The sequence below is a fragment of the Methylophaga sp. UBA678 genome, from assembly GCF_002299105.1.
Classification (GTDB): Bacteria; Pseudomonadota; Gammaproteobacteria; order Nitrosococcales; family Methylophagaceae; genus Methylophaga; species Methylophaga marina.
The window spans coordinates 55,226-67,258 of the sequence record NZ_DBNG01000002.1; the positions used below are offsets into that span (position 1 = coordinate 55,226).

Below are 12,033 nucleotides of genomic sequence, written 5' to 3' on the forward strand. Positions count from 1 at the left end.
ACTTCCATTTCATACTCTTTCCAACCAATGATGGATTCTTCAATCAGTAGCTCAGATGTAGGGCTGAGGTATAAACCGCGCTGACAGATTTCAATGAAATCTTGTTTATTGTATGCGATACCACCGCCACTGCCACCCATTGTAAAAGATGGACGAATAATCACTGGGAAGCCAAATTTTTCTTGAACTTTTATTGCTTCATCTAATGTGTGAGCAATATCAGACTGCGGCATATCCAGACCGATTTTACGCATCGCTTCACGGAATAAATCACGGTCTTCAGCTTTGTTAATCGCTTCACTGTCAGCGCCGATCATTTCAACACCAAATTGTTCTAAGATGCCGTGTTTTTCCAGATCTAATGCACAGTTCAATGCCGTCTGACCACCCATAGTAGGCAAGATAGCATCGGGGCGTTCCGCTTCAATGACTTTACTTACTGCTTGCCAGGTAACAGGCTCAATATAGGTTGCATCGGCCATATTGGGATCGGTCATTATCGTGGCTGGATTCGAGTTCACCAGAATCACACGGTAACCTTCTTCTCTCAGCGCTTTACACGCTTGTGCACCAGAATAATCGAACTCACAGGCTTGACCGATAACAATCGGTCCTGCACCCAGAATCAGAATACTTTGAATATCAGTACGTTTAGCCATCGTGTGTTATTTACCCGTTGCTTGTTCAAGTAGATCGATGAAGTGATCAAAAAGAGGAGCTGCGTCTTGCGGACCAGGACTTGCTTCTGGATGTCCCTGAAAGCTAAATGCAGGCTTGCTGACATGATGGATGCCTTGCAAGGTGCCGTCAAATAGGGACCTATGCGTTGCTCTTAAGGTCTCTGGCAGCGTTTCTTCATCAACAGCAAAACCATGGTTCTGACTGGTAATCATCACCAATCCAGCCAGTGATTCTTGTACTGGATGGTTAGCACCATGATGACCAAATTTCATTTTGACTGTTTTGGCACCACAGGCCAGCCCAAGTAGTTGGTGGCCAAGACAGATACCAAAGGTAGGGATATCTTTTTCCAGTAAGGTTTGAATAGCGCTGATGGCATAATCACAAGGTTCTGGATCGCCAGGTCCATTAGACAAAAACACGCCATCTGGATTCATCGCCAGAACGTCTTCTACAGGTGTCTGTGCAGGAACAACTGTCAGTTTGCAGCCACGTTCCACCAGCATTCTAAGAATATTCTTTTTCGCGCCATAGTCATAAGCGACCACATGGTATTTCGCCTCAGCTGTTTTTGCTTGCCCATCAATATGCCAGCATCCCTCATCCCAAACATAGCTTTGTTTGGTGCTGACTTCTTTAGCCAGGTCCAGTCCTTTTAAGCCTTGAAAGTCTTTAGCTACTGCAATAGCTGCTTCGACATCAATATCATCACCAGCAACGATGCAGCCTTTCATTGCACCTTTTTCACGAATCAAGCGTGTGAGCGAGCGAGTATCAATACCTGCCAGGCCGACGATATTGTGTTTGACCAAGTACTCATCTAGTGCTTGTTCACTTCTCCAGCTACTAACAACCGGGGACAGCTCTCGAATAATGAGTCCACTTGCGTAAACATTGTCAGACTCTTCATCCTCCACATTCACACCCGTGTTGCCGATATGAGGATAAGTTAATGTGACTATTTGTCGACAATAAGAAGGATCAGTCAGGATTTCCTGATAGCCAGTCATTGACGTGTTAAACACCACTTCACCGACTGACTGGCCAATGGCTCCAATCGACTCGCCGTGATAAACCGTGCCGTCTTCAAGAGCAAGTAACGCACTCGTTCGCAAGGGAAACCTCCACCAGATAAAAATAATGGGGCTAACATGACGTTCTCCCCAGACAAAATCTTTGCAATTTTATCGCAAAACAGCAGGTCGAGTCCACGCTAAAAACGATTATCCCTCAGTGCTTGTGATAACTGTTTCAATTTGCTGAAAAGTAGTCTGCCTGTCAGACGTAGAGTTCTGGTCTGCGATGCGTATGCAGCGGCATATTCGAACGAACTTGTCGAAGGTACTCAATATCAATTCGACTCAATGTTAATCCCACTCTTTCAGGTGCACAGCAGAGGATGCTTCCCCATGGATCAATAATGACACTGCTGCCGTATGAAGTTCGATCACCGTAGTGATGCCCCCATTGATTCGGCGCAACGATATACACCTGATTTTCAATAGCCCGTGCAATTAATAGCGGTAACCAATGGTGTTTACCGGTATGAAGAAAAAAGGCGGCAGGCACGAAAATGATTTCAGCCCCTTTGTCAGAAAGTGAACGAAAGAGATCGGGGAAACGAAGATCATAACAAACGCTAAATCCGAGCCGACCTAGTTCGTGATCAATCACTACGGTTTTGTCCCCAGGTTTAATACCCGCAGATTCCATGTACCCCAAAGGCACTGCATCACACATATGGATTTTTCGATAACGAGCCTTTTCTTTGCCATCACGATCAATGAAAATGGAGGTATTGAATAACCGCCCACTATCTTCATCTGTCAGCTCGTAGACACTGCCCAGTAACAAAGCACAATGACTCTGTTTTGCAAGTTGGCTAAAGCGCGGCAATATCTCTGTTTCCAGTTTTTCTGCCACTTTACGCTTAGCTGAGTGATCCTTGCCGACATAGAGAAAGGTTTCAGGAAAGGCTAAAAGATTAAGTTTGCGTTCCGATGCCTCTGCGACCATGTTCTCAGAAAAAGCCAGGTTATATTCATAGCTTTCCGATGAATTCATTTGCACGATACCGACGTCTATTACCATCACATCACCTTACATTTTTTGTGCCTATTCCTATTTGACGAAAAATATAACAAAAAATCGTTCAATACAAACTCATACGCAACACATCAGAAAATCACTGGTGACATTAGCTTTGCTTAGGTATATTGGGGTGTTTACTCTGTAATCAATGAGGTCAGGCATGACGCAATCAATTATCACTAGTGGTTTCCCTAATCAGCGCCCAAGAAGAATGCGTAAAGATGATTTTTCCCGACGCTTGATGCAAGAAAATGTCCTGACAGTCAACGATTTAATTTACCCCTGTTTTGTGCTTGAAGGAAGCAATCAACGTCAACAGGTTAGCTCTATGCCTGGCGTAGAGAGATTGAGTATCGACCTGCTTCTTAAAGAAGCTGAAATTATTCATCGTTTAGGTGTACCCGTGATGGCTTTATTTCCAGTGACGCCTGTTGAGAAAAAAACAGAAGATGCCAGTGAGGCTTATAATCCAGAGGGTCTTGTTCAACAAGCTGTTCGAGCGCTACGACAGGAGTTCCCTGAGCTAGGCATCATGACCGATGTGGCGTTAGACCCTTTCACGACGCATGGGCAGGACGGTCTTCTCGATGACAATGGATACATCGTCAATGATCACACTGTTGATGTATTAATTAAACAAGCCTTATCGCATGCCGAAGCTGGCGCTCAAATTGTGGCACCATCCGATATGATGGATGGCCGAATCGGTGCTATTCGTGATGCAATGGAGTTCAACAGCCATATACATACCCGCATCATGGCGTATTCAGCCAAATATGCTTCTAGTTTTTATGGCCCATTCCGGGATGCTGTTGGTAGCTCAGGAAATCTAGGTAGCGGTAACAAATTTACTTACCAGATGGACCCCGCTAACAGTGATGAAGCCCTCCATGAAGTCGCATTAGATATTCAGGAAGGCGCTGATATGGTGATGGTGAAGCCAGGCATGCCTTATCTAGATGTTTTATATCGTGTGAAAGACACTTTCAAAAAACCCACTTATGTCTACCAAGTCAGCGGTGAATATGCCATGTTAAAAGCGGCTATCGACAATGGCTGGTTGACTGAGTCAGTTATTTTGGAAAGTCTTCTGGCTTTCAAACGTGCTGGGGCTGATGGCATTTTGACTTACTTTGCCAAGGAAGTGGCTCAGCAATTAAAAGCTGGCATCTAATTTTAAAAATACATTTGCAATGACTCTATGACTGATAAATACGCCGTTATAGGCAACCCAATTAAACACAGTAAATCCCCATTCATCCATGCTGAATTTGCCAAGCAGAGTCAGCAAGATATTGAATACACGGCTATCGAAGTGCCAGTAGACTCACTGGCTTCAAGTCTTCAGCAGCTGCGAGATATTCTCAAGCTTAAAGGGATTAACATCACTGTTCCTTTTAAAGAACAAGCCTGGGCCTTGGCAGATAGTCTGTCAGATCGTGCACAACGGGCTGGTGCCATCAACACAGTCATTTTTGAGAATGACGGCACTATGCATGGCGACAATACTGATGGTATTGGATTATGCCGAGATTTGGAAAACCATGATATCAGCCTTAAAGGTAAGCGGATTTTGTTAATAGGTGCAGGTGGTGCGGCGCGAGGCGTCATCGCCCCGTTAATGACTTATCAACCAGCCGAATTATTTATTGCCAACAGAACAGCCAGTAAAGCGACTCAATTAGCTGAGTTATTTTCCGATTTAGGGGATATCAAAGGCGGTGGTTTTACTGACGTATCCGGGCATTTCGATATCATCATCAACGCAACGGCGGCGAGTTTGCAAGGAGAAATACCTGACTTACCTGACAGTATTTTTACTACACAATCATGTTGTTATGACATGATGTATGCGGATAGTGATACCGCATTTATCAAGTGGGCAAAACAACATAAAGTCAGTCAAACCATTGATGGCCTGGGAATGTTAGTCGAGCAAGCTGCTGAAGCCTTTTATCTTTGGCGACAGATCAGGCCTGATACCCAAGCTGTTTTGCAGCAACTTCGTGAGAACATGAAATCAGGCTAGCCTAGCCTAATAAAAAAAGCCTGCTAAAAAGCAGGCTTTTTTTTGCGAAAGTACAGACTTCATTTATGTTCCTGAGCTAATTCAGGATGTGTGTTTTGCACATGATGTTTTTCTCTAACTGGACGAATAGACAAATTCGCCAGGAATGCCACAAGAAGTAATCCAGCCATGGCATACATAGTTGAATTATAAAGGCTTGGAGTAGGATCTAAAGTCCCTGCCGGTGCAATCTCCATCAGCTGTGAAATGGACACTGTTTTCGCGGCAATCAACTCATCGAGATTATCAATACTCGCCCCAAACTTTTGCAGGAATGCAGCTGGATCAACTTTAGCTGCTAATTCATGTAAAACCTTATTCATCGAGTGCTCACGCAGATGCGTAATCACATATGGTCCTAAAATGCCAGCGGTACTCCAGGCTGTTAACAATCGACCATGAATACCACCCACATGCATCGTACCGAAAATATCAGCCAGATAAGCTGGAATAGTGGCAAAACCACCGCCATACATAGTGAATATGATCATGGTAACGGCATAGAACATGATTAATGCAGTCACACTCGGACTCACACTAGCTTGTGTAGCTATAAAGGGGATAGATAAATACAACAATGCCCCCAACAAGAAGAAGCAATGATAGGTATTTTTACGCCCGATGTAATCAGATGCTGTAGACCATAAAAAACGCCCTGACATATTAAACACGCTAATCATCAATACATAGGTAGCAGCGAAGCTGGCATCAACAATTCCTGGCAGGCTCGGACTAAAAATATCAGTAATCATGGTTTTTGCCACCCCGATCACCCCAATACCTGCCGTCACGTTAAAACACAATACAATCCATAGTTGATAGAACTGCGGTGTTTTTATCGCTTGATCAATATGAACATGGTTGTCAGAAATCAGACGGTTTTTTGTAGATTGATCTTTGGCTGGAGGCGTCCAGTTGTCTGGTTTCCAGTCTTTAGCTGGAACTCGAAAACTAAACGCTGCGATAGTCATCACGATAAAATACACGATACCAAGCGTGATGAAGACACTGGTCGCTCCGGTATCACCTGTGCCCACGACATAGACCCCTTCTGGCCCAGGCACAGGGGTCTTTAACATATCCGCTGCGGAAGCAATAACAACTTCAACTTGTTGACCTGCCACTTCAGCATAGCGCCTACCCGATTCAGTAATCAGGTTAACGTCGGTGACTTTGCCTAAATATTCAGGCATTCGATAATACAAACTCAATAGGTAAGTAATTAATGGCGCGCCTATCATCGCACCACCACCAAACCCCATGATGGCGATACCTGTCGCCATACCACGTCTATCAGGGAACCAGCGAATCAAGGTACTGACTGGCGTGACGTAGGCAAGCCCTAAACCACAACCACCAATAGCACCATACCCCAAATAAATGAGCCAAAGCTCGTGTGTGGCAATGCCGATACTGCCAACGAGAAAGCCACCACCCCATAAACAAGCAGCGAGAAATCCGGTCGCTCTTGGCCCTACTTCTTCAAGCCATTTCCCCCCAATGGCTGCTGCTAATCCCAGAAACACAATCGCGGTAGAAAAAATCCAGACAACAGATGAAAAGCTCCAGTCATCAGCAGCACTGGCCACCACACCAAACTGTTTCGTCAGGGCTGGATTAAAAATACTCCAAGCATAGACCGAACCGATACACAAATGAATAGCGACAGAAGCAGGGGCAATTAGCCAGCGATTAAACCCAGGTTTGGCGATGATATGTTTCTTGGATAGCCGACTGGCCAAGTTATCAAACCATGACATCAGTAATATTCCTCTCTTTAATATAGTTTTTATGTTTTTCAGCAACATATCACAACTATTGATCAAGACGGAACCGCCACAGAAAAAAAGCCTAAAAAAGCAAACCATTGGGAAATGGTGGTGATGGTGAAAACCAACAAGGAAAAACATCCCCACCGATGAGATCGGCTTCTTTTTATGATTAAGATCGAGGTGAGGATGAAGGGGGAAATTGAGCCCCACAGTGTCGGTGCGACGGGGGTTCTTGAACCATGAGATTCAAGAGGGAAACTTCATGAAGATGGCAAACTTCCCGTCAAGCGGGCCTGTTTTTCAACTTCGGATTGTCAGTTTCCTTAAGCATTTGCTTATCGGCTCAAGACACACATGTCGCTATCGAGCACCGCAGGGACATAACCTATGATACGCAAATTCCCTATGCTTAGCTCAAGTTTTTCAGAGCTCCAATTGTCTATCTTCTTCCAGAAAAGCGCTAACACGCTCTTTCAACTGCATAATTTTGTTGTTTACTTTTTCCATGTCATGACCTTCGTCATGTTTGAAAATAAGCAACTCGTGCGCTAAGTTGAGTGCTGCCATGACTGCGATACGATCGACACCTACCACTTTGCCACTTTGACGAATCTTTTCCATATTGTCATGGACCATCTTGGCAGACGCAATCAGCGCCTCTTTTTCTTCTTCCGGACAAGCAATTTGATATTCCTTGCCCAAAATCGTCACAGTTACCGGTGAACTCATAATTCGCTATCCAATTCTCTTAAACGACTCACCATCTTCTCAATCCGGCTTCGAGCCACATCGGTTTTTTCGATCAGTTGAGAACGTTCTGAGAGCCACGCTGTTTGTTGAGAGCGCAACAGCATGTTCTCTTCCCGCAATCGACGACTGGTACGAAGTAGCTCATCCACTTGTTGCTCCAATTGTTGTATCGCGTTCTTATCCATTAATATGAGTTCTTTCGCTGTGCGAGAATAAAGCCTAACTATAGACGTGCGCTGCCGACTCGGTCAACAACTGTCATAATAGGAACAATTTATGTTCCAATGCATAACATTGAACAAGATATCTTTTTTGCCATTATTCAGGTTTTAAGTTTATGTCACAACTCTACTTTCCATCTCTATCGCCCGATAATCAAAACGGTGATGGGCCTGCCAGTCTCGCTGAACTCCAGGGCGCTTTATGTGGTTTGCTTTGTATGGACGCTCTCGCCGATCGTAAAAGCTGGTACACACGATTATTTGAAGATTTCTCGCCTGCCGAAGAAGAGAAACAAGATTTAACACACCTGTTTGATGACACGATTCAGTCTCTTAACAGCTTGGATTTTGACTTTCAAATGGAACTTCCGGATGACAATGCACCAATTGTCTCACGTTTATCGGCGATGGCAGACTGGTGTCAAGGGCTTGTATTCGGTCTCGGTACATCAGGCATGACCAATGAAACGGAACTCTCTGATGATTGTCAGGAATACGTGACTGATGTCATCAAAATCAGTCAGGTTAATTTTGACAATGTAGAAGACACAGAAGAAGAACGTGCCAATTTTGAAGAACTCGTAGAATATATTCGTATGGGTCTTTTTTTACTTTACGGAGAATTGCAACCTACCGACCCAACTGAGGAAGCGACTGAACACTAATGCAAAAGAAAGAATTCGCCAAACGCCGTCAACATCTGATGGATATTATGGGCCCAGATACGATCGCTGTATTACCCAACGCGCCAGTGGCTAACCGTAACCGTGATGTCGACTATCCCTACCGAAGTGATAGTAGTTTCCACTACCTGACAGGGTTTGATGAGCCTGAATCCGTACTGGTGCTGATTCCGGGAAGAGAACATGGCGAGTATATTTTATTCTGCCGTGAGCGGGACCTGGATAAAGAAATCTGGGATGGCTATCGCGCAGGTCAGGAAGGTGCCATCGCTGAATTTGGCGCCGATGACTCTTACCCAATAAGTGATCTTGACGATATCCTGCCTGGTCTGCTGGAAGGTAAAGAAAAAGTCTATTACACCATGGGAAATCAGCCGAGCTTTGATCAGCACATGGTGTCTTGGTTGAATCACCTGCGTCAGGCAGCACGCTCTGGTAAACATTCGCCAACAGAGATTATTGAACTGGAGCATTGCCTGAATGAGCTGAGATTATTTAAAAGCAGTCAGGAAATCAAAGCCATGAAACAGGCAGCAAGCGTGTCGGCCCAAGCTCATATTCGTGCTATGCAATTTACCAAACCAGGTAAATGGGAGTATGAGGTCGAAGCAGAAATTATTCATGAGTTTATGAAAAATGGCTGTCGCTCCCCTGCTTACCCGTCTATTGTAGGTGGCGGTGAGAATGGCTGTATCCTGCATTACATTGAAAACAGTGCCAAGTTGAAAAGTAATGAGTTATTGCTGATTGATGCCGGTGCAGAATTCGAATGTTACGCAGGCGATATTACTCGCACTTTTCCTGTTAATGGTAAGTTCACTACCGCTCAGGCAGCCGTATATCAAATCGTTTTAAATGCACAAAAAGCCGCCATTGCTGCAGTGAAGCCAGGCAATCATTGGAATCAACCACACGAAGCAGCGGTTGAGGTCTTAACACAAGGCTTAGTTGAATTAGGCATTCTCAACGGCAATGTCGATCAACTCATCGAAGAAGGCGCTTACCGTGAGTTTTATATGCACCGAACTGGACACTGGCTGGGAATGGATGTACATGATGTCGGTGACTACAAAGTCGGAGGTGAGTGGCGCTTATTAGAACCCGGCATGGTATTAACGGTAGAACCTGGTCTCTATATCCGCGATCAAGATCATGTCGATAAAAAGTGGCACTTTATCGGTATTCGGATTGAAGACGACGTACTGGTGACAAAAGACGGTTGCGAAGTACTCACTGAAGCGGCCCCTAAGGAAATCGACGAGATTGAAGCATTAATGGCAGAGGCAATCTAAAACGTGAATCACAGCCTGTTTGATGTGTTGATTGTGGGAGGCGGTATGGCTGGCGCCAGCCTGGCTATCGCTTTGAAAGAGAGTCGGCTGAAGATTGGTCTTATAGAAGCGAAATCATTAGAAACAAACTCCCAGCCCAGTTACGATGATCGTGGCATTGCACTTAGCTATGGTTCGCAACGTATCTTCGAAACAATGGATGTCTGGACTGCTATCGAAAAGCACGCCAGTCCCATCCAACACATTCACGTGTCTGAGCGAGGCCGCTTTGGTGTGACACGCTTATCGGCCGAACAGGAAAAAGTGCCGGCACTCGGCCAAGTCATTACAGCCAAATATTTAGGCCACGCACTCAACCAGCAATTGCAGCAACTCGATAATTTGACATTATTCTGTCCAAGCACGGTGAGTGCAGTAGTCACTGAAGCTGAACATGTGAAAGTCACGTTAGATAACCATGACACTCTGACTGCCAAACTGCTTGTTGCCGCTGATGGGCGTGAATCGACTATCCGTCACTGTTTGAACTTAAGTGCCTGGGAGCAAGATTACAGTCAGGTCGCTATCACCGCCAATATTTCTACAGATAAACCACATCATGGTTGGGCATACGAGCGTTTCACTACATCTGGTCCCATGGCTTTATTGCCGATGGATAAAAGAAGCAGCTTAGTATGGACAGTCAAAGCGGGTGAAGAAAGTGCATTGCTCTCACTTCCAGAGGAAGCATTTCTAAAGCAATTACAACATCACTTCGGCTATCGTGCCGGACGGTTTATTCGTGTTGGCGAGCGTAACAGTTACCCATTGATATTGATGCAAGCTGACATGCCAGTTCAAGCTCGAATCGTATTTATTGGAAATGCCGCACACAGCCTGCACCCCATTGCTGGTCAGGGATTCAATCTTGGCTTACGTGATGTCGCGGTATTGGCTGAACATATTTTTGATGCCAAAGATTGCGGTCACGCTGAGTTATTGCAACGTTATCAGCAGCAACGTCAGCAAGATCAGGATCAGGTTGTTAAATCCACAGACCAACTGGTGCGATTATTCAGTAATGATATTCCGCTATTAGGTCATCTGCGAGGGGCAGGACTTACGCTGATGGATACGATGCCTGTTATGAAACACTGGCTGGCACAGAAAAGTATGGGATTGGCACAAGCACAGCCCAAATTAGCTCGAGGTGTTCCCTTATCATGAAACAGCAATATGATATTACGATTGTCGGTGGTGGCATGGTGGGAGCCTGTCTGGCGCTGGCATTATCACGTTATGACCAATTCACCATTGCCTTAATAGAGGCTCGTCATGTTGAACCATTAACTGCTGACGATTCCTTTGACATCAGAGTCAGTGCATTGACCAAAGGTAGTGAAGCCATTCTGAAAAATCTGGGAATATGGTCAATGCTGCCACCAGCACGACTATCTGCATTTTCTGATATGAAAGTCTGGGAAACCAGTGAGAGTCAGATTCATTTCAATAGTGCAGATATGGGTACCAGCAACTTAGGTCATATCATTGAGAATCGGCAGCTGCAACAAACCAGTTTCAGCCTCTGTCAGCAACAAGCTAATATTGATGTGATTTGCCCAGCCAAACCAGTGGCTATTGATAACCAGCAACTCCGTCTCGAGGATGGACGCATAGTAAAAACACAACTGATTATCGCGGCAGATGGTGCTCATTCCGCCATTAAAGAGCTGGCTAACATCCAGACAAAAGGCTGGTCATACCATCAAAAAGGCCTGGTGTGTAATGTCACCACTGAGCATCCTCATCAAAACACCGCATGGCAGCGCTTCTTAACTGATGGTCCGCTTGCGTTTTTACCTCTAAAAGATAATCATCAATGCTCAATCGTCTGGACACTTAAAAATGACGATGCTGATCGTCTGTTATCGCTCAGCGATGATGAATTTATCGATGAACTGAATGTGGCATTTGAAGAACGTTTGGGAAAAGTCACCCACATCAGCCATCGTGATGCTTTTCCGCTTCAACTACGTCATGCCGAGACATATATCAAACCAGGCATTGTTCTGGTCGGTGATGCCGCACACACAATTCATCCATTAGCTGGACAAGGCGTCAATATCGGTTTGTTGGATGCAGCAACGCTAGCCGAAGTTATTATCGATGCTGCCATGCATAATCGTGATATTAGTCAGCTACATACGTTACAAAAATACCAACGACAACGACATGCTGATAATCTGCTGATGCAAATGAGCATGGATATGTTCAAGCGTGTCTTTACTAATCGCATCGCTCCGGTGAGATGGCTACGTCAATTTGGCTTGCGTCATGTCAACCAAAGTCGCTTACTGAAAAACCTTTTTATGCAGCAAGCAGCAAGCCGTTCTTTTGCCACGCCTAAACTGGCTCAGCGTCACTATGGCCGTGATTAATTTATTCCCCTTTCGTCTTTCTCAGATCAGATGACCACACTTTCATTTCGCGGAGCCT

At 45.0% G+C, this 12,033-nt stretch carries 11 protein-coding genes, 1 other RNA gene and 1 pseudogene; 6 read left to right on the plus strand and 7 right to left on the minus strand.

The genetic code is table 11. The features are described 5' to 3' along the window. The 3 genes and pseudogenes from carB to B3014_RS00540 form a co-directional block, all read right to left on the minus strand. Positions 1–659: pseudogene (gene carB, locus B3014_RS00530) on the minus strand (carbamoyl phosphate synthase large subunit); the annotation flags it as partial. Positions 660–665: 6 nt separating this feature from the next. Next, the gene (gene carA, locus B3014_RS00535; protein ID WP_289243244.1) at positions 666–1,796 is read right to left on the minus strand and encodes a glutamine-hydrolyzing carbamoyl-phosphate synthase small subunit; all 1,131 of its coding nucleotides are present in this window, start codon (positions 1,794–1,796) and stop codon (positions 666–668) included. Between the two features lie 163 nt (positions 1,797–1,959). Continuing rightward, positions 1,960–2,772, minus strand: a complete 813-nt coding sequence (locus B3014_RS00540) for a carbon-nitrogen hydrolase family protein (protein WP_289243243.1) — start codon at positions 2,770–2,772, stop codon at positions 1,960–1,962. Positions 2,773–2,932: 160 nt separating this feature from the next. On the opposite strand from B3014_RS00540, the gene hemB reads away from it, so the two are divergent. Next, on the plus strand, positions 2,933–3,946 hold the full coding sequence (gene hemB / locus B3014_RS00545) for a porphobilinogen synthase (protein WP_289243242.1): 1,014 nt from the start codon (positions 2,933–2,935) through the stop codon (positions 3,944–3,946). A 27-nt stretch (positions 3,947–3,973) separates the two neighbouring features. After that, positions 3,974–4,801, plus strand: coding sequence for a shikimate dehydrogenase (aroE, locus tag B3014_RS00550; protein ID WP_289243241.1), 828 nt, complete (start codon positions 3,974–3,976; stop codon positions 4,799–4,801). Between the two features lie 59 nt (positions 4,802–4,860). Here the strand turns inward: aroE and B3014_RS00555 are convergent, their stop codons facing one another. The 4 genes from B3014_RS00555 to B3014_RS00570 form a co-directional block, all read right to left on the minus strand. Continuing rightward, entirely contained in the window at positions 4,861–6,600 is a 1,740-nt protein-coding gene (locus tag B3014_RS00555) for an OFA family MFS transporter (RefSeq protein ID WP_289243240.1), read from the minus strand. Between the two features lie 211 nt (positions 6,601–6,811). Next, a non-coding RNA gene (gene ssrS, locus B3014_RS00560) (6S RNA) lies at positions 6,812–6,994 on the minus strand. A gap of 41 nt (positions 6,995–7,035) precedes the next feature. Further along, positions 7,036–7,341: a cell division protein ZapA gene (locus tag B3014_RS00565; RefSeq protein ID WP_286303993.1), complete on the minus strand. Its 306-nt coding sequence runs from the start codon at positions 7,339–7,341 to the stop codon at positions 7,036–7,038. Continuing rightward, positions 7,338–7,547: a TIGR02449 family protein gene (locus B3014_RS00570; RefSeq protein WP_286303992.1), complete on the minus strand. Its 210-nt coding sequence runs from the start codon at positions 7,545–7,547 to the stop codon at positions 7,338–7,340. The genes B3014_RS00565 and B3014_RS00570 overlap by 4 nt, the downstream gene beginning before the upstream one ends. Before the next feature lie 152 nt (positions 7,548–7,699). On the opposite strand from B3014_RS00570, the gene B3014_RS00575 reads away from it, so the two are divergent. Genes B3014_RS00575 through B3014_RS00590 form a run of 4 tightly spaced genes read left to right on the plus strand, consistent with a single transcriptional unit; the run spans position 7,700 to position 11,975 of the window. Next, positions 7,700–8,248, plus strand: coding sequence for a UPF0149 family protein (locus tag B3014_RS00575; protein ID WP_289243239.1), 549 nt, complete (start codon positions 7,700–7,702; stop codon positions 8,246–8,248). Further along, entirely contained in the window at positions 8,248–9,558 is a 1,311-nt protein-coding gene (pepP, locus tag B3014_RS00580) for a Xaa-Pro aminopeptidase (RefSeq protein WP_289243238.1), read from the plus strand. The genes B3014_RS00575 and pepP overlap by 1 nt, the downstream gene beginning before the upstream one ends. Before the next feature lie 3 nt (positions 9,559–9,561). Next, entirely contained in the window at positions 9,562–10,764 is a 1,203-nt protein-coding gene (gene ubiH, locus B3014_RS00585) for a 2-octaprenyl-6-methoxyphenyl hydroxylase (RefSeq protein ID WP_289243237.1), read from the plus strand. Next, a complete protein-coding gene (locus tag B3014_RS00590; protein WP_289243236.1) occupies positions 10,761–11,975 on the plus strand; it encodes a UbiH/UbiF/VisC/COQ6 family ubiquinone biosynthesis hydroxylase in 1,215 nt (404 codons plus the stop codon). Before ubiH ends, B3014_RS00590 begins: the two co-directional genes overlap by 4 nt. Positions 11,976–12,033: the final 58 nt, after the last annotated feature.

Bases quoted from the DNA above. Each gene is read 5' to 3' on its own strand.
- B3014_RS00540 (WP_289243243.1), bottom strand. From the start codon at position 2,772: ATGGTAATAGACGTCGGTATCGTGCAAATGAATTCATCGGAAAGCTAT.
- hemB (WP_289243242.1), top strand. From the start codon at position 2,933: ATGACGCAATCAATTATCACTAGTGGTTTCCCTAATCAGCGCCCAAGA.
- aroE (WP_289243241.1), top strand. From the start codon at position 3,974: ATGACTGATAAATACGCCGTTATAGGCAACCCAATTAAACACAGTAAA.
- B3014_RS00555 (WP_289243240.1), bottom strand. From the start codon at position 6,600: ATGTCATGGTTTGATAACTTGGCCAGTCGGCTATCCAAGAAACATATC.
- B3014_RS00565 (WP_286303993.1), bottom strand. From the start codon at position 7,341: ATGAGTTCACCGGTAACTGTGACGATTTTGGGCAAGGAATATCAAATT.
- B3014_RS00570 (WP_286303992.1), bottom strand. From the start codon at position 7,547: ATGGATAAGAACGCGATACAACAATTGGAGCAACAAGTGGATGAGCTA.
- B3014_RS00575 (WP_289243239.1), top strand. From the start codon at position 7,700: ATGTCACAACTCTACTTTCCATCTCTATCGCCCGATAATCAAAACGGT.
- pepP (WP_289243238.1), top strand. From the start codon at position 8,248: ATGCAAAAGAAAGAATTCGCCAAACGCCGTCAACATCTGATGGATATT.
- B3014_RS00590 (WP_289243236.1), top strand. From the start codon at position 10,761: ATGAAACAGCAATATGATATTACGATTGTCGGTGGTGGCATGGTGGGA.